The sequence below is a fragment of the Myxococcus sp. CA040A genome (genome assembly GCF_013336725.1).
GTDB classification, from domain to species: Bacteria; Myxococcota; Myxococcia; order Myxococcales; family Myxococcaceae; genus Myxococcus; species Myxococcus llanfairpwllgwyngyllgogerychwyrndrobwllllantysiliogogogochensis.
Genome location: NZ_JABUMR010000001.1, coordinates 413,910 through 430,730 on the forward strand (window position 1 = coordinate 413,910; position 16,821 = coordinate 430,730).

Below are 16,821 nucleotides of genomic sequence, written 5' to 3' on the forward strand. Positions count from 1 at the left end.
AGGCCCGCGTGCCTGACCGCGCATCACTCCCTCCGAGACGCGGGGACATCACGTTACTCTGCGGGGCGTCGATCTCTCGGAGGGGTTTCTCAACAGCCTGCTAGCGCAGAACATTTAAACGGGCTGTGCATCCTGAAATGGGTTCACCCCAATTCTCGAGGCAGCGCTGCGACAATCTCGGCCAGAGAGAACTGTGTGTTTTCGAGGCCATCAACAAACTGGCCATGTTTACGACCTGAGGGCTCTGGGAGATAGCGTGTCAGACTGAAGTGCAACCACGAAGGAGCCGAAGTTCTCAGCAAGAAGATAAGTGCTGTTCGTACCGGGGAGGGCATGGGCATCCCAGTAGTAGATGCCGCCTTCATCACCGCCCGAAGTCGCCAAGCAAACCTTGTCGGCTCCCTCTGTTGTCGCAATGGGTAGGAGCCACGCAGGAATGCGCCCTTCAAATACTCGGAGGTTCCAATCCAGATTGCACGACTCGACGGGATCGTGGAGGCCGAAGAATAGATGGATTCGGCCGTGCGGATTCCCTTTAAACCCATCAATCTGGAAGAGGTCACGCTCTGGCCGCCCGCCATTCGTCGCCAGCAGAAACTCTCGAAACTGGCGAGGAAGCTTGATGCCGTGCTGCGCCTCGAACAACTGAACCGTTTCCTCACTCAGCGGAGGCCCGCCCTCGGTTGTCTGCATCAGATGAACCATTATTGGCCTCCCGAGAATCCACCCGTGTGGCCCGTTCGTGCATGAACTTCAGTGGGAACAAGCTGCATGGTCGTTCGGTCCTGATGGTGATGCCACGTCATCCCTTTGGGTGTCGCCTGGAGTCCGGCGGCTCGGTTCGCAGCAGCGAAATCCCCGGTCCTTGAGCCAGTATATTCTCGTGGAGCACTGCTACTCCTCGCCCCTCCTTCCCTCGTTGACGCAGGCCGTGCGGATTCGCGACGGGCCTCCGCCAGCATCGCCTGGGCCTTGCCGGGATTACCGCGAGCCTCGTACAGGGCCAGTACCCCGGCCTCACCCCACTCGGCAGCGACCAAGGCCCCTTCTCGGCTTGCCTGGAGGTATCGGAGCAGGTCGCGAGCGGCGTTGACGCCCAGCCGCTCTTCCATCCGCTGTACCAGGGCCTTCAACCCGTCCAGCTCGAGTGCGGGCACCTGAAGGTGCCGCAGGCCACTCTGTCCACCTCCCGTGGCCTTCGCCAGTGCTCGCGCCCCCTTGCCTCCTGCGTACAACGCCACCGCCAGGGCTGCTGGAGCCAGCTCGCGTGTGGCCTGCTCGTACTTGCCCTGCGCCAACGAATACGCCCCGTGTCCCGTCCCAGCCATCAGGCCGTAGAAACCCAGCGGCACGCCGAACGTCAGGTGGTCGAAGGCCCCTGCCACCACACTTCCTGGCGAAAAGTGCTGCTCCACCAGCGCACGCTCCACTTGAGCGAGTGCTTCTTGGTACGGAGGCGGCAATTGCTCCCGCTTCGCCGTGAGGTCCGCGTACCGGGCCCCGTCACTCACTGGGGTACTGGAGAGCATGTCTCTGCCGGCTCGTCGTAGGCCCCGCAGCGCATCTCCAGCTTGTTCGTCCCGGTCCGCGAACTCCTCCATCGAGAATCCCCGACGCCGCAGTTCCTCGCGGACGACGGCCATGCGCCCGAGCGTTTCCCCCAGATGCTTGTCGCGGGCCAGCACCTGCACCACTCCACGCAGTTCGTCGTCGAAGGACGAGTGAAGAACAAAAAGGGCAAACACTTCAGCCAGGGGTACTCCGAACTTCTCGGTGGCAGCGACGATGAAGGTGGCGCGCTTGCGGCCAAGTCGCTCCGAGGCCTTCCTATCAAGCGGGCCCGTGGCGCCCAGCCGGACGGCATCCCAATCACTCAACGATTCAACCAACCGGGGCATGTCCACCCCGCGCTGCATGGCCACGAACTCGGCGGGCGAGGCGCATGCCAGAAAGGGCTTCACGACCTCCTGACTGGAGTTCAGGTGGGGCCAGCCCGCAGGCACGGCTTTGCCACCACATGCGATGACCCCATCACCAGCGACCGGCTTCGCACTCGACGCCTCGGAGGCTGACTCCTCCCCTTGATGCATGCCGCGTGTTGCGCTCGTCACTGCTCGGGCAGGAGAGAGGGGGCTCAGGGCCAGGGTGGCTCCCTGGCCAGATTGGGGTGGTACCGCCGCGCAGCCGGCGTTGAGCATCGCCGCCGCCAGGAGCAGGCCCACGCCACGCCTCAGCAGACGCTCAGCACACATGGTCCACCTCCATGCTCACGGCCGCGAAAGTACCAAGCCGCAGCGTCTCGTCCTGCGGGAAGAACAGCAACGTGCTCCCGTGACTCACCACGTCCAGCTTTGCTCGTCGGAGGCAAGCCGCGCCACATGACGGAAGTCTGCCTACCCGGTGGCTGCCACCACGGCGGGGCCTTCGTTTCTTGACCTGAGTCAATGAACCAGGCTGCGGCCCCTCCTAATCTCGAGGCCACGACGGTGCATCACGGCACCGCGCCTCGATATGAACACCGCCAATCACAAACCCGGCAGGGTCCTGGGCCTCCTCTTCATCCTCCCCTTCTTCGCCTACGGAATCGGCTCCGCCGTCATCAGCTCGCTGCTGGAGGGCACAGACCCGCTGTCCCAGGTCATCGAGCACCGCACCCGCTATGTCGCAGGTGCACTGCTCATGCTGCTCAACTCCGCGACGGTGGTGGGCATCGGCGTGCTCTTCTTCCCCATCGGCAGGAGGCACCACCCAGGTATCGCCCTGGCCTATGTCTGCACCAGGATGATGGAGGCCCTGCTGCTGACCGTGGGAGTCCTCTTCCTGCTTTCCATCCTCCACCTCGGGGAAGGTGCTCCAGGCCTCGGGGCCTCCGGCGCACAGGAGCTGCTGACCCTGACGACGCTCCTCTCCCGAGGAAATTTCTGGGCCTATCAGCTTGCCATGCTCGTGCTGGGAGCGGGCAGCGTGGCGTTCTGCGTGCTGCTGTTCCGCTCCGGTCTGGCGCCATCCTCCCTGGCCCTGCTCGGAGTGGTCGGCTACGCCCTGCTGGCGCTGGGGTGTGTCCTGGAGCTCCTCGGGCTCCCCGTCGGCACCATCCTCTCGCTGCCGGGTGGGCTATTCGAGCTGGGCCTGGGCGGCTGGCTGATGGCGAAGGGGTTCCGGCCCATCACCCGCTCCGCCGCGGCGTAGGACGTCCGCCCTTGGACGCGAGGCGCTTGCGGATGCGGCTCAGCGACTCCGGCTTCACGCCGACGTAGCTGGCCAATTGGTACTGCGGGATGCGCTGGAGGAGGTCGGGCCGCGTCTCGAGCAGCCGCAGGTAGCGCTGCTCCGGTGTGTCGATGACGTACGAAGTCAGGCGGTCCTGCTGCTCGGCGAGCACCTGTTCCATGGCGCGCCGGGAGATGGACTCGAAGCGCGGGAAGCGCGCGTAGAGGTCGCTCTCCCTCTGTTCGGTGCCCACGACCAGCGTGGTGTTCTCCGCACAGACAAGGAAGTGCTCGGCGGGAGTCTTGTCCATGAAGCTGCGCAGGGAGAGCACCCACTGCTCTTCCGAAAAGAAGCCGTTGCTGCGCTCTTCACCATCCACCAGGGAGTACTGCCGGATGCAGCCTTCCAGGACGAAATAGCATTCGGTGCAGACCTGCCCCTGCTCCAGGAGGACGGTGCCTTTCTTGAAGGTCCGCACCACCATGCTTTCCAGAATCGCCCGGGCCTCCTCCTCCGAAAGCGGGGACAGTCTGGAGAAGTAGTCGAGGAGCTTGTGCTTCATGGGTGTGAAGGAAGCGTAGCAGCGCGACGCGAAACTGGCGCGTTGCAGACTACCGAGGCCGACATGGGGCAGGCAGGCGCGCAACGCGCGCCGAATGGGGCGCCTCCTTCTCCGAGCAACATCCTCACGAGCCCGCTGGCGGCGAGGAGCCCGAACCACGGTTGCGAGGTCTTCACGCGGCGACCTCTTGCGCGCCGAGCCTCGTGCAGCGACTCTTCGCACCCAGCATCGATGTCGAGCTGACGAGATGACGGGGAGACGGTTTTCACGACCAACGCCCGGTCAGTTCTCCCGAGCGCTGCGGACCAGATGAATGGTGGGAAGCTCCGCGAGCAGATGGTCGATGCAGGTCCGTACCGCCGCCGTCAGCGACCGATGGGCGCGGTAGAGCAGATAGACACCGGCAGCCTCCCCTTCCCAGTCTTCTAGGACTCGAGCCATGTGCCTCTTGTTCACATCCTGGGCGCACAGCGACTCGGGGAGCATCGCGATGCCGACACCCGCGAGCACCGCGCGATAGGCAGCGGAGAACTCGCTCACGTAGAGGCGCGGCGCGAAGGTGAAACGTCGCTTCGTGCGACCTTGGGCGAGCGTCCACGTTGCGTGGCCGTCCGTGGCGCGCGTCGTGATGCAGTCGTGAGAGGCGAGCTCCTCGACTCCGCGAGGCGTGCCGTGCGCCTTCAGGTAATGCGGGCTCGCGAACAGCAACTTCCTGGTCATTGGGCGGACCTCGCGCGCGACGAAGTCGTCGGTGTCTTTCAATTTTTCCGTCGCGATCGCGATGTCGAAGCCGCTGTCGGGGTCGGGGCGACGTCCGTCGATCTCCAGGTCGATCGACACCCCCGGGTGCCTGGCGAGGTACAGGTAGACCACGTTGGCGACGGCGGGTCCGAAGGCGCTCGGCGCGGCGATGCGAACGCGGCCGCGAGGCTCATCCTGGAGCTCGCGAACCTGCCCGGTGCCTTGCGCGAGGTCGTCCATCGCGCGTTCGGCATGGTCGAAGTACTTGCGCCCCGCGTCCGTCAGGCGAAGCGTCCTCGTCGTGCGCTCCAGGAGCCGCAGGCCGAGCGCCGACTCGAGCCGGGAGATGCGGCGGCTCACCGTCGAGACGGGAACCCCGCGCTCACGAGCAGCGGCGGAGAAGCTCCGCCGTTGCACCACGCGCACGAGCAGCGCGACGTCGTTGAGGTCCACGTCTATTTTTGCATTCATGATAAGAGTCCGTTTCCGATGGGCATACTAGTGCGTACTCGTCTCGTCCGGTATCTCGTTGCGCATGACATGGTCGACCGAACAGACGCGCTGGCTCATGAAGGTGCTTCAGCCAGAACAAACCGTGGCATCGCTTCCCGGGGCTGCGGCGCTCACCGAGCCGATGCGTGCGGCCCTGCTCGGCCTCGCTCCGGACGCCTACTCCGCCGAGCTCGGGCGCCTGCGGGCAGGAGCGAAGGAGGCCGCGCGCGAACTGCTCGCGGATCCCGCGGTGGGCGCGATGGTGGACCGCCTTCCCTTGCGGCCCGGGGCGAGGGTTCTCGCGTTCGGCGATAGCCACACCTCCGATCCGCAGTCGTGGGCGGTGATTCTGAACGAGATGTTGGCCGCGCGCCGTCCCGCGGATGGAATCTCGATCGAAGTCAGTGCCGTCGCCGGTGAGACGACAACGCACGGCCTGATTCGAATCGGCGGGGTCATCGCGAGGAATCCAGACTGGATCTTGTTCTTCATCGGCGTGAACGACGCTCGAACACAAGGCCCGACGCCGAGCAAGACGCTCGTCGCTCCCGAAGAGACGGCGCGCAACCTCGCGGAGCTCCGCACGCGCGTCTCCCGGGAGACGAAGGCGCGGTGTCTGTGGGTAACTCCTGCCCCGGTGCTCGAAGATCGCGTGTCGAAGCATTGGGGGTTGTCCCGCTTCGGGGTTCGCTTCCGCAACGAGGACATCGCCCGCGTCGCCGAGGTCATTGCCGCCTTCGACGAGCCGGCGATCGAACTGTTCGCGAGGCTCGGCCTGCCACCCCCGCAGGAGCTGCTCATGGAGGACGGGCTTCACTTCACGCAGGAGGGGCAAAAGAGAATCGCGCTCGAAGTCGTGCGCGGCTGGGCCGACGCGAGGGCGCGATGAAGTATCTGGTCACGGGTGCGACCGGTAACATCGGCTCGGGGGTAACCCGGTGCCTCCTTGCACGGGGCGATCGCCCGTGCGTGTTCGTGCGTGACGCGAAAAAGGCGCGAGCGCTTTTCGGGAATCGAGTCGAAGTCCGGGTCGGCGATCTGGCCGGTTCGCGCGCCGCTCTCTCCGCCGCCCTCGCGGGGATCGATGCAGTGTTTCTCCTGAGCAGCGGTCCCAAGCTCGGTGTCTGGGATCGCGCGTTCGCGCTCGCCGCCAGGGCTGCCGGCGTAAAGCACCTGGTCAAGCTCTCGACGCTGGACGTGAGCACGGGCGTGGGGACCGGCCCATGGCATGCGCGCGGCGAGACCGCCGTTCGAGAGAGCGGCCTCTCGTTCACGTTCATCCGGTCGGCGGCGTTCATGTCGAACGTGCTCGGCTGGGCCGATTCGATTGCCTCCGAGGGCGTGCTCCGGTCCTCCACGGGCGAGGGGAAGATAGCCTTCATCCATCCGGACGACATCGCCGAGGTCGTCACCAGGGCCCTGACGACGCGCGAGTACGTCGGGGAGTCTTTGGTGATAACGGGGCCGGAGGCGCTGAGCTACGGCGAGATGGCCACCCGGATCGGCGCCACCCTCGGAAAGACGGTTCGCTTCGAGCCGATCTCCGATGAGGAGGCCCAGGCGGGCGTTGGCAGCGGCCCGTACGCCGCGGCGCTCGTCGATATCTGGCGCGCGGTCCGCGAAGGGCGGATGGCGCTCGTCAACGAAGGAGTGGAGCGCGTCCTCGGACGAAGGCCGCTCTCCTTCGACCGCTGGGTCGTGCAGCACGCCGACGCGTTTCGCTGATCGCTCAGCTTCGGTAGGAACCCGGTGCCTGCCCAAAATTCGAGGGCTGCATCATGCGCGCGTCAAAGCCGCGCCACGACGTGCCAGTCGCGGGGGGCTCGCGCACGCGCCCTTGGGGATGAGGGCTCAGACATCTTGGTAGACATGGGACACACGAGGGTCGTGCGGTCGTGCATGGCCCGCGAGGTACACGTCTGTGCCGGCCATGCCTGTCTCTTCAACGGAGTTGAGCACGAAGCCGGGACCTGCTGGGAGGCCATCGTCGAACCAGCGCAGCAGCAGCTCGTGGGCGAAGAAGGCAAGTATCCGAGGAGCCGCAACCGGGTCAACGAGTGCCCGTGCTGGCTCGGGCCATTCAAGAGCACGCAGGGCCTGGTCCAGCGGGTCATCCGGCGCGGGAAACCGCTGGTAGTCGCTCACCAATCCAGGCCAATCGCGTTCGAGCAGCGCCACTGCATATTGCCCAGGCAAGATGACTTCGAAGCGCACCTCGGTGATTCCTGGAGTGCGCCAGGGTTGGTTGAAGTTCATCGTCCGCACTCGCAAGGCATCCACCGACACGGGGCGGCCACCTGCGAGGCAACTGGCTCTATGGGGCGGTATCGGAAAGCGGTGACGCCACTCGTTTTGATAAACCATGTCTCGTTTCCCAAGCACCTTTGGGTGGACAGAGGCCCTGTCTACGACGAGGTAAAGGAGCGCGCACCAAGACGAGCCACGCTCGACAGAAGGCGCGACGGTGGAGCGCGGGCACTCCTGGCTGAATCGCTTCCGACGACTGCTGGTGCGATGGGAGAAGACACCTCTCTGGGAATGCCGCGCCTCGCGGTGGCCATCATCATCTGGTTCCACGCGCTCCTGCCGAGATAAGCTCCGGGATGTTGGCCCCTCAATTGCTTTGGGCAGAGGCAGCCCCTCATCTCGTCACTGGAAGCCGAGCACCCATGCGTTCCCGCCCCTTCGTCTCTGTCCTCCCAGCCGCTTCCACCTCGTCTGTCCGCGCCAGGGAGGTGGCCCTGTGAGCCGCGTCGCGGGATGGGTGTTGCTGGTGCTCGCGCTGGTCATATCGTACCGCCCGGCCGAGGCCGCCCAGGCGAAGAAGACTCAGGCGAAGAAGACCCAGGTGGCGGTGCTGCGCCCGGAGGGCCGCCAGGCGGATGCGCTGCGCAGGGTGCTGACGCAGGAGCTGGGCAAGAAGGGACGTGGGCGAGAGGTGCTGCCCGCGAAGAAGGTGGATGCCCAGGTGAAGCTCATCCGCGGCGGTCCGAAGACGGACGAGCAGCGGCAGGCGCTGGCGAAGAAGCTCGGCGCGGACGTGCTGATCCTCGCCTCGGTGAAGGGGACGAAGCGCTGGGACGTGGAGGTCCGCGCCTACTCCGGCAAGGACGGCACCCTCCTCGCGGAGGAGCGCTGGGCCGTCCGCACGAACCGCGCCTTCCCCGACGTGCGGCGAGAGCTCGAGCCCAGGCTGGGCGCGGCCCTGACGGAGGGCTCGGAGCAGAGCCTCCCGCCTGCCGCCGTCACGCCTCCGACTCCTGTCGCCGAGCCCGAGCCCGAGGTCGCGCCCCCGGCCCCCGTCGCGGAGGCACCGCGCCCGGCGGTGGTGAAGCCTCCTCCGCCCACCGTGAAGAAGGAGGAGCCGCCGGTGGAGCCCGAGCCGAAGGCAGCCGGCCCGCGCGACCTGGACGGCCCCACCCTGGAGGTTCTGCTGTCCGGACAGGGGCTGTTCCGCCGCTTCAACTTCTCGGGCAACAACGCCGACGAGCTGCCCGACTACAGCCTCAACAGCGCCGCGGCGGCGAGCCTTGCGGTGAGCTACTTCCCGCTCTCCCACTTCACGGATGGGGTGGTGCACAACCTGGGTATCGTGGCGCGGGGCTCACGCGCCTTCGGGCTGTCCACGCGGCTCCCGGATGGCTCCAGTCACGCCACCACCGCGCAGCTCCTGGAGGGAGGCCTGCGCTTCCGCCTGCCGCTGCGGTGGCTGGAGGTCTCGGTGGGCGCGCTGTACGGCACCCACTCCTTCGCGGTGGAACTCCCGCCGGAGAGCACCTTCACCCTGCCCGACGTGGACTACCGCTTCGCGCACGTGGAGCTGGGCCTGCGCAAGGCGCTCACCGAGCGATGGGCCATCGCCGCGCGCGTGGGCTACCAGCACGTGCTCAGCGGCGGCGAGCTGTCCTCGGACGACTACCTCCCGGAGCTGAGCGGCTCCGGACTCGATGGCGAGCTCGCCGTGGAGTTCGCCCTGACGCGCATGCTGGGTCTGCGGCTGGGCGGAGAGATGCGGAGCTACTCCTTCACCGCCAACGCCGCGGAGGGCACCCCGGTCTTCGCCGGCGGCGCCAAGGACCTGTACTTCAGCGGTCAGCTCGGCGTGTATCTGAGGCTGTAGCACCGGCGCATTGAGGGGGTCTGTCCCCCACGCATGTGGCGCGTCCTCCACACTTTTGCGCGAGGCCCGCACGAAAAGTCGGGTCTGATGAAACGCGTATGCACGTGTGACACGAGTTTTTCAGTATCCGTGTCATCGGGCCATTTGACCGACGCGCGTGCGAGTCGCGGCTACATTGACAGGAACGCGTAATCCATCCGATTGGTATGTCTCCCAATGATGGAGGCGCTCGTGCCGAGGATGCGGTCACAACGGTTGTCACGAGAGCCAGCGGAGCGGGGACGGTGGTGGCGCCCGGTGGTGCTCGGGCTGGTCTTGAGCGGGGCTGCTGGCTGCGAAGGAAACATCTCCAACCCGGAGGGCCCCGGTGGAGGACCCGGCCCCGGTACGCCCACCGTCATCGAGAAGCCAGCCCCGTCCGTGCGGATGGCGCGCCTGACGCACGTGCAGTGGACGAACAGCGTGCAGGAGCTGCTCAGGCTGGATGCACCGCCCACCACGCTTGCGGGCACCTTCCGCGCGGACCCCGCCCAGAGCGGCTTCCTCTTTGACAACGATGCGCGCGCCCTCTCCGTCGACGAGGCCCTCTGGGGCGCCTACCAGCGCGCCGCCGCGGAGCTCGCCGGCCAGGTGACGACGGACGCGACGAAGCTCGCGCGTGTGCTGCCTCCGTCGGCCGACACCGGCGAAGCGCGCGCCCGTGCCTTCGTGGAGTCCTTCGGCCTGCGCGCGCACCGGCGCCCGCTGACGTCCGAAGAGGTGGAGAGCTACCTCGGGCTGTACCGCAAGGGGCCCCAGGCCTACGCGGACATGGCGGCCTTCGAGGGGGGCATCCGGCTGGTGATGGAAGCCTTCCTCCAGTCGCCCCACTTCCTCTACCGCGTGGAGCGCAGCACCCAGGCCGTGCGGGACCGGGTGCCGCTCGACGACTACGAAGTGGCTTCGCGGCTGAGCTACGGCCTCTGGAGCGCCATGCCGGACGACGCCCTGTTCGCCGCCGCGAGCGAGGGCACCCTGCATTCCCGCGAGGGCGTCGCCACACAGGCACGGCGCATGCTCCAGGACGCGCGCTCGAACAAGGTGGTGGAGGCCTTCCACCGCACCCTCTTCGACGTGCCCCGCTATGCCGCCATCCGCCCCTCCCTCACGCGCTACCCGCAGGTGTCCGAGCGCCTCGGGGAGCACGCGGCCCGGGAGACGACCCTCTTCGTCCAGGACGTCGTCTTCTCCCGCAAGGGCGGCTACAGCGACCTGCTCACCTCGCCAGCCACCTTCGTCAACGACGAACTGGCGCGGGTCTACGGGCTGAGTGGCGCGTTCACCGCCGACTTCGTCCCCGTGACGTTGGACTCGCGCGAGCGAAAGGGCGTGCTCACCCAGGTGGGCTTCCTGGCCGCGCACGCGACGTCGGTGGACCCGGACCCCATCCACCGCGGCGTCTTCGTGTCCGAGCGCATCATCTGCCGGAAGATTGGCGCGCCGCCGGCCAACATCCCACCGCTCCCCGCCCCGCAGGGCCGCACCAATCGCGAGGTCGTCGCCTCGCACACCGAAGTGCCCGGGAGTGCGTGCGCAAGCTGCCACTCGCACCTCATCAACCCGCTCGGCTTCCCCTTCGAGAACTTCGACGCCATCGGCGGCTACCGCACCACGGACAACGGACATCCGGTGGACGCCAGCTCGACTCCCAACATCAACGGAGAGACGGTGCCGGTGCGCGACGCGCTCGACCTGGCGGACGCACTCGCGGCCAATGAAGGGGTGCATGCGTGCTACGCGCAGCACTGGGTGGAGTACCTCCACGGGCGCCCGTTCGCCCACGAGGATGGGCCGTTGGTGGAGCGGCTCGGAAAGCTGTCGAAGGCGGGCAACCTGCCCATCGTCGACCTCGTCGTGGAGGTCGTCACCAGCGAGGGCTTCGTGAATCGCCACCCGGAGGAGCTGCCATGAAGCTGAGTCGCCGGATGGTGTTGAAGGGCCTGGGCGGGACGATGCTGAGCCTGCCGTTTCTCGAGGGGCTGGTGCCGAGGACCGCCCGCGCGGCGGATTTGGGGGCGCTGCCGTACGCCATCTTCTTCCGGCAGGCCAACGGCGTCGCCTCGGCCCAGACGACGTCGGAGCTCGGCGCGGAGCCGGAGCGCTTCTGGCCGCGCACCCTGGGCGCGCTCACCGCGGCGAGCAGCGCCGGGCGGGCCGTGGACGTGCTCAAGGACCACCTCGCGGACCTGCTGCTGGTGCGCAACATCAACATGAAGGACTACAACTACGGGGACGGCCACGCCCGCGGCGCCATGCAGGGGCTGACCGCGCGGGGCCCCGTGGTGGAGGGCGCGGGCGGCGGCTCCGAGTCCGGAGGCGAGTCCATTGACCACCGCATCGGCCGCGAGCTCAATCCGCAGCAGCGTGACTCGCTCGTCTTCTACGCGGGCCGGCGTGGCGGCTGGCTCGGGGGGCCCTGCCTCTCCTACCGGAGCAGCAACGTGCGCCGGGCCGCGCTGCATGACCCGTGGAATGCGTACCAGACGATGATTGGCGGCCCGGGAGGACTGACTCCCGAGGCTCGCGAGCAGCTCCTCGTCCGGCAGCGCAGCGTGAACGACCTGGTGAAGGCCCAGCTCCAGTCGCTCCAGCAGCGTCCCGAGCTGAGCGCGTCCGACCATGAGCGCTTGGACCTGCACCTGTCCAACGTCCGGGACCTGGAGGTCGCCCTGAGCTGCCGCATGCGCGCGGACCAGGAGCTCATCCTCCAGCAGCAGTCACCCGGCTATGACAGCACGGACGGCACCGAGGTGCTCGCCACCGCCAGGCTGCACATGGACATCGCGGTGATGGCGATTGCGTGCGGCACCAACCGCGCGGCCGTCATCCAGGTGGGCAACGGCAACGACGGCGATACGCGCTACCGCGACCCGGACACGGGGCAGTTGATGGAGAACTTCCATTACGTGTCCCACCGTCGCACGTCGCACGACTCCAGCGGCGGCATCATCACCGGCTCGGACCTGCTGCACCACCACGTGGACGTGCAGTTCGCGCGCGCCTTCAAGCACCTCCTGGACCGGCTGGCGGCCTACCAGATGCCGGACGGAAAGCGACTCATCGAGCACGGCGTGTCTGTCTGGTACAACGACCTGGGCAACGGGCCGGCTCACTCGGCGCGCAATGTGCCCTTCGTCCTGGCGGGGAGCTGCAATGGCTTCCTCAAGCAGGGCGTCTACGTCGAGGCGTCGGGCGGCGGCAATCCCAACCACAACCGGATGCTGAACACGATTGGCACCGCCGTGGGGCTGAGGAACGCGGCCGGCGGGAGCCTGGACGACTTCGGCGACCCGGCGCTGACCAAGGGCGTGCTCTCCGAGCTCATCGCCTGAGTAGACGATGGCGACCTGCTCCAGTGTTCGACGCTGGAGCAGGCTCTACCGCATCCCTCAGTAGAAGGTGATGGTGAACTGCTCCCATTGCCCCACGGAGGCACCGGCGGCATACACCCCGCCGTCGCCCCCGTTATCGGCATACAGATAGCGGGGGGTGAGGAGATTGTTCGTCGACAGGGCCACGGTGTCTCCGGTGCCGATGGTGAGCAGGCCCGTGCCGGATATCTTCGAGATGCGGAAGGTTTCATAGCTGCCAGGCGCCGTGGGGGTGGCTGTCACCTCCGAGCCGCCACCGTTCACGGCCATGAGATAGTTGCCGTTGACCGTCTGCAGGTGGATGAGGTCGCCGGTCTGCAGCTCGAAGCCGTTGCGGTCCACCAGTTGGAACTTCTCCCAGGGACCCACGGCGCCACGATTGGCGTTCACCGCGCCGCCGCCGCCGCCCTCGGCCACCACGTAGTGGCCGCGCAAGGCACGCAGGGAGATGGTTCTCGAGTAGAGACGCGCCACGGTGGCCGCGTCCGTGATGCTCAGCGAATCGCGCTGCCCGATGGCCTGCCCCCCCAGGGGCTCGATGGTGGGCAGCCCATTCTTCGAGAACGCCGTCCCGGGGTAGTGCATGATGGAGCCGTAGTCATAGGCGAGGATGTCGTCACCGTCGGCGATCTGCTGGTTGAAGTTCTGCTCATAGCCCGCGAGGATGTTCTCGGGCCGGACGAGCACGTAGTTATTGCGGTCCTCGCGCGACTGCTCGTGCCACAGCCCCAGGGCGTGTCCGATTTCATGGATGGTGTTGCCCGTGGTGCACCCGGCCTCCAGCGTCACCAGCTGCCTGCCACCAATTCGTCCCACGTGGGCACTGCACCCGCCGCCCGTCTGGAAATTGATGTAGTTCGGGTACAGCGCCGCGTTGAGCACATTGCGTTGCACGAAGCGCAGGTGCGTGCGCTGTTGCCAGTGGTTGATGGCGTCCGTGATTCGCGCCTGATTCGGCACAGCCGCGTCGATGGTGTAGGGCACCTCGGAGTTGGTCCAGCGGAAGTTTGCTCCGGTGATGGCCACGCCCTGGGCGTGGACTCCCTGGGCGTCGAGGCCTCCCCGGGCCTTCACCTCGCGCACGCGCGCCTCCATCTCCTCCACCGTGCCGAGAATCATGTCTCCATCGAGGATGGCCAGTCCATCCACCTCGGCGTACTTCACGGGCACCAGCTTCCCTCTCGCGGCGTTCCAGGCGTAGCCCTCGCGAACCGGAGCGCCAGCCGGCACCCGGGCCATCTCCGGGTCCAGGGTGGGACGCGACTCCAGGCCCTCACCGCAGGCGGTGAGCAGCAGGCTGGGGATGAACAGTGCAACCAGCGCGGACTTCAATGTGCTTCGAAGCATGGTGCCTCCTTTCCGGAAGGCATTCCGGGGAGCAGGAGACAATCACATCGCTCTGACATTTGTCGTTTGGAATTAAGGGCCCGCACCAATTCACGGCATGCCCCGGCGCCTCCGCCGAATGGAAGAGATGCACTGCATATGCATTCATGGGCGCCAAGGCGAACGGGTACCTTTGGATTCCCCGTATGGGTTATAGCGCCAGGACTCGGGTTCCAGGCGTAACCACACGAGTAGACCCCTTCTACTTTGCGGACATGCGGGAACAGACGCGGAGACGATCAAGTGCATGTCATGGACTCTGTGTCCATGGTCCTCAAGTGCTTTCTGGCGGTCGCCAGAGGACGCTGGCCATTCGCAGGTTGCTGGCCGAACGGGTGGGAGAAAGGAATAGTGTCTTTCATTTCATGGGGGGGCTGGTCCATTCCGGGTTCCATCCTGCTCCTTGGGGGAGAAACAAGATGCGAAGCCGTCAAGGTGTGCTGTGGTCGTGGGGGCTGGGCGTGACACTGGCCTTGTCACTGGGGGCGTGTGGTGTGGACTCCCGTCCTCCCGCGGATGGGGTGTCACAAGAAGACTCCGGGGCGTTGACGAGTGAGCCGCTGGAAGCCTCGTTGACGTGGGACCCGTATGCGGACGCGGTGGCGTCGGGCACCAATGCGGCGGTGCTCAACGCGAGCGCGGCGCTGGGCGCTCCGGATGGACAGGCGGCGACGCTGCTGGGCCTGCTCAACGCGGCGCTGGTGTTGGACCTGGGTGCGGGCGAGGAAGGCACCGGCGACCTGCGCGTCTATTACAAGGGCCTGTCGTTGGCGCTGGTGGCCCAGGTGGACTTCCTGAAGGCGGATGGGACCTTCATCGGCTCCAGCTCGTTGCACCTGGTGGAGCTGGGCCTGGGGACGCATGTGGCGGTGGCGCTCTACCCGGGGAACGTCCCCTATCGCTATGTGCGCCTGAAGGGCGCGCTCGCCATCTACCTCGTGGACGCGGTGGAGACGTCGCTGCGGGCCGTCTGTGGTGATGGGGTGCTGGGCGGATTCGAAGTCTGTGACGACGGCAATCAACTCTCGGGAGACGGCTGCAACAGCGTCTGCCAGTTGGAGCCGGGCTACACCTGCACGGGACAGCCGACAGTGTGTACCGACATCGACGAGTGCGCCGCCGGTACCGACAATTGCAGCGAAAACGCCACCTGCACCAACATCGGGGGCTCCTTCACCTGCGCCTGCACCGCGGGGTACGAGGGCGACGGCGTGACCTGTACCGACATCGACGAGTGTGCCGCCGGTACCGACAATTGCAGCGAGAACGCCACCTGCACCAACATCGGGGGCTCCTTCACCTGCGCCTGCACCGCGGGCTATGAGGGCGACGGCGTGACCTGCACCGACATCGACGAGTGCGCCGCCGGTACCGACAATTGCAGCGAAAACGCCGCCTGCACCAACATCGGAGGCTCCTTCACCTGCGCCTGCAATGCGGGGTACGAAGGCGACGGGGTGATCTGCACCAACATCGACGAGTGCGCCGCAAACCCCTGCCTGAACGGCGGCACCTGCATCGACGGCGTGGGTAGCTACACCTGCAAGTGCGCGCCCACCTACGAGGGGAACATCTGCCAATCTTGCTCCGGCACCCTCGCGGACTGCAACGCGAACTCGTCCGACGGCTGCGAGGTGAACCTCCAGAGCGACGCCGAGAGTTGCGGCGCCTGCGGCATCGTGTGCTCGACGGGTCAGATCTGCTCGAACGCCACCTGCCAGGCCATCCCACCCGGCCAGGTCCCCGGCACGCCGGTCAGCTCCCCAGCGAACCACAGCCCGCTGGCCCCGGCGGTCGCCGATGTGAATGGCGACGGCAAGCTCGACATCCTGGTGGCCAACGCCGAATCCGGGACGACCCAGACTCCCTCTGGCTCGCTCTCCGTCTTCCTGGGGAATGGCGACGCCAGCGTCCAGTCGGAGGTCAACTACGGGAGCGCCTCGCTCTCCAGCAACGCGGTCGTGGCCGTGGACGTGGACGGCGACGGGTGGCTCGACGCCGTCACTGTCGACGGCCAGACCAACCTGCCCCTCATCAACGGAAACATCAGCGTCTACAAGAACCTGGGCTCGAGCGCGCCCGGGACCTTCGGCGCGCCGACGAGCTTCACCACGGGCACCCCGGGCTCCGTCCACCTCTGCACCGGGGACTTCGATCACGACGGGGTGGCTGACATCGCCACGACAAGCGTGACTCAGAACCAGGTGAGCGTGCTGTTCGGCACCGGCGCGGGCAACTTCGGCGCGCCCACGTTCATCGGCATCCAGAGCACCGGCGGCGTGCAGTCGAGCATCGCCTGCCGTGACCTGAACAGCGATGGCTTCTCCGATATCGTGGTGACGAGCCCGGCCAGCGCACGCCTGTCGGTCCTCATCAACCAGGGAGACGGCACGTTCGCCGCACCCGTCGCCTACAGCAATTCCGCCGGCGGCCAGACAGCGGGCATCGCCTTCGGCGACGCCAACGGCGACGGCACGCTCGACATCCTCTCGAACGGCGCGGCCGGCCGGTTCCTCTTCTACTTCAGAGGGAACGGCGACGGCACCTTCGCGAGCGGCGTTCAGTCAACCGCCGCGACCAATACGGCCGCCAACTCGGCGCTGGGCGTCGTGGCCGGTGACTTCAACGGCGATGGCAAGCTCGACGCCTACATCCTCGTGACAGCGGCATCGGGCGGCGTCCGCCCGATGACCGGCAACGGCAACGGAGGCTTCACCGCGGACACCGTCGTCACGACCGGCGCCTCGCCTGGCCTCAACGCCATCGCCACCGCGGACATGGACGCGGATGGGTACCCCGATCTCATCCTGACCAACAGGGGCTCCGCCACCGTGACCGTGGTCCCCAACGGACTCTGAGGAGCTGTCCGCGATGCCGCGATGGGGCCGTGTGCCCTGATT

Annotated in this window: 13 protein-coding genes and 1 pseudogene; 8 read left to right on the plus strand and 6 right to left on the minus strand. The window is 66.8% G+C overall.

From position 1 onward, the window contains the following. Positions 1 to 228: 228 nt before the first annotated feature. Positions 229 to 705, minus strand: a complete 477-nt coding sequence (locus tag HUA75_RS01765) for an SMI1/KNR4 family protein (protein ID WP_174485374.1) — start codon at positions 703 to 705, stop codon at positions 229 to 231. Then, on the minus strand, positions 705 to 2,090 hold the full coding sequence (locus tag HUA75_RS01770) for an HNH endonuclease (protein ID WP_174485892.1): 1,386 nt from the start codon (positions 2,088 to 2,090) through the stop codon (positions 705 to 707). Before HUA75_RS01770 ends, HUA75_RS01765 begins: the two co-directional genes overlap by 1 nt. A 421-nt stretch (positions 2,091 to 2,511) precedes the next feature. Here HUA75_RS01770 and HUA75_RS01775 point away from each other — a divergent pair, with 421 nt between their 5' ends. Then, complete coding sequence (locus HUA75_RS01775) at positions 2,512 to 3,189, plus strand: DUF4386 domain-containing protein (protein ID WP_174485375.1); 678 nt, start codon at positions 2,512 to 2,514, stop codon at positions 3,187 to 3,189. Here the strand turns inward: HUA75_RS01775 and HUA75_RS01780 are convergent. Further along, entirely contained in the window at positions 3,167 to 3,772 is a 606-nt protein-coding gene (locus tag HUA75_RS01780; RefSeq protein ID WP_174485376.1) for a Crp/Fnr family transcriptional regulator, read from the minus strand. The genes HUA75_RS01775 and HUA75_RS01780 overlap by 23 nt on opposite strands. 282 nt (positions 3,773 to 4,054) lie before the next feature. Further along, positions 4,055 to 4,966 carry a LysR family transcriptional regulator gene (locus HUA75_RS01785; RefSeq protein ID WP_371746035.1) on the minus strand — a complete coding sequence of 304 codons (912 nt, stop codon included), beginning with the start codon at positions 4,964 to 4,966 and terminating at the stop codon, positions 4,055 to 4,057. Positions 4,967 to 5,081: 115 nt separating this feature from the next. Between HUA75_RS01785 and HUA75_RS01790 the strand changes: the two genes are divergently transcribed. Together HUA75_RS01790 and HUA75_RS01795 are read left to right on the plus strand one after the other, a co-directional pair. Next, positions 5,082 to 5,894: an SGNH/GDSL hydrolase family protein gene (locus HUA75_RS01790; RefSeq protein WP_254627339.1), complete on the plus strand. Its 813-nt coding sequence runs from the start codon at positions 5,082 to 5,084 to the stop codon at positions 5,892 to 5,894. Further along, entirely contained in the window at positions 5,891 to 6,730 is an 840-nt protein-coding gene (locus HUA75_RS01795; RefSeq protein WP_174485378.1) for an NAD(P)H-binding protein, read from the plus strand. The genes HUA75_RS01790 and HUA75_RS01795 overlap by 4 nt, the downstream gene beginning before the upstream one ends. Positions 6,731 to 6,856: 126 nt before the next feature. Here HUA75_RS01795 and HUA75_RS01800 read toward each other — a convergent pair whose 3' ends face one another. After that, positions 6,857 to 7,261, minus strand: coding sequence for a hypothetical protein (locus tag HUA75_RS01800; protein ID WP_254627340.1), 405 nt, complete (start codon positions 7,259 to 7,261; stop codon positions 6,857 to 6,859). A 208-nt stretch (positions 7,262 to 7,469) separates the two neighbouring features. On the opposite strand from HUA75_RS01800, the pseudogene HUA75_RS47840 reads away from it, so the two are divergent. From HUA75_RS47840 to HUA75_RS01820, 4 genes and pseudogenes are all read left to right on the plus strand, one after another. Then, positions 7,470 to 7,600, plus strand: a pseudogene (locus HUA75_RS47840) (IS5/IS1182 family transposase); the annotation flags it as partial. Between the two features lie 148 nt (positions 7,601 to 7,748). Further along, a complete protein-coding gene (locus HUA75_RS01810; RefSeq protein WP_174485894.1) occupies positions 7,749 to 9,125 on the plus strand; it encodes a hypothetical protein in 1,377 nt (458 codons plus the stop codon). 240 nt (positions 9,126 to 9,365) lie between these two features. Continuing rightward, the gene (locus HUA75_RS01815) at positions 9,366 to 11,075 is read left to right on the plus strand and encodes a DUF1592 domain-containing protein (protein ID WP_254627341.1); all 1,710 of its coding nucleotides are present in this window, start codon (positions 9,366 to 9,368) and stop codon (positions 11,073 to 11,075) included. Beyond that, positions 11,072 to 12,496, plus strand: coding sequence for a DUF1552 domain-containing protein (locus HUA75_RS01820; protein ID WP_174452955.1), 1,425 nt, complete (start codon positions 11,072 to 11,074; stop codon positions 12,494 to 12,496). The genes HUA75_RS01815 and HUA75_RS01820 overlap by 4 nt, the downstream gene beginning before the upstream one ends. Before the next feature lie 57 nt (positions 12,497 to 12,553). Here HUA75_RS01820 and HUA75_RS01825 read toward each other — a convergent pair whose 3' ends face one another. After that, positions 12,554 to 13,882: a M12 family metallopeptidase gene (locus HUA75_RS01825; RefSeq protein ID WP_174485380.1), complete on the minus strand. Its 1,329-nt coding sequence runs from the start codon at positions 13,880 to 13,882 to the stop codon at positions 12,554 to 12,556. 458 nt (positions 13,883 to 14,340) lie between these two features. Between HUA75_RS01825 and HUA75_RS01830 the strand changes: the two genes are divergently transcribed. Next, positions 14,341 to 16,779: an FG-GAP-like repeat-containing protein gene (locus HUA75_RS01830; protein WP_174485381.1), complete on the plus strand. Its 2,439-nt coding sequence runs from the start codon at positions 14,341 to 14,343 to the stop codon at positions 16,777 to 16,779. The last annotated feature ends 42 nt before the right edge of the window (positions 16,780 to 16,821 follow it).

Coding starts and splice junctions, on each gene's coding strand:
- HUA75_RS01765 (WP_174485374.1), bottom strand. CDS start 705: ATGGTTCATCTGATGCAGACAACCGAGGGCGGGCCTCCGCTGAGTGAG.
- HUA75_RS01770 (WP_174485892.1), bottom strand. CDS start 2,090: ATGCATCAAGGGGAGGAGTCAGCCTCCGAGGCGTCGAGTGCGAAGCCG.
- HUA75_RS01775 (WP_174485375.1), top strand. CDS start 2,512: ATGAACACCGCCAATCACAAACCCGGCAGGGTCCTGGGCCTCCTCTTC.
- HUA75_RS01780 (WP_174485376.1), bottom strand. CDS start 3,772: ATGAAGCACAAGCTCCTCGACTACTTCTCCAGACTGTCCCCGCTTTCG.
- HUA75_RS01790 (WP_254627339.1), top strand. CDS start 5,082: ATGAAGGTGCTTCAGCCAGAACAAACCGTGGCATCGCTTCCCGGGGCT.
- HUA75_RS01795 (WP_174485378.1), top strand. CDS start 5,891: ATGAAGTATCTGGTCACGGGTGCGACCGGTAACATCGGCTCGGGGGTA.
- HUA75_RS01800 (WP_254627340.1), bottom strand. CDS start 7,261: ATGAACTTCAACCAACCCTGGCGCACTCCAGGAATCACCGAGGTGCGC.
- HUA75_RS01815 (WP_254627341.1), top strand. CDS start 9,366: ATGCGGTCACAACGGTTGTCACGAGAGCCAGCGGAGCGGGGACGGTGG.
- HUA75_RS01820 (WP_174452955.1), top strand. CDS start 11,072: ATGAAGCTGAGTCGCCGGATGGTGTTGAAGGGCCTGGGCGGGACGATG.
- HUA75_RS01825 (WP_174485380.1), bottom strand. CDS start 13,882: ATGCTTCGAAGCACATTGAAGTCCGCGCTGGTTGCACTGTTCATCCCC.
- HUA75_RS01830 (WP_174485381.1), top strand. CDS start 14,341: ATGCGAAGCCGTCAAGGTGTGCTGTGGTCGTGGGGGCTGGGCGTGACA.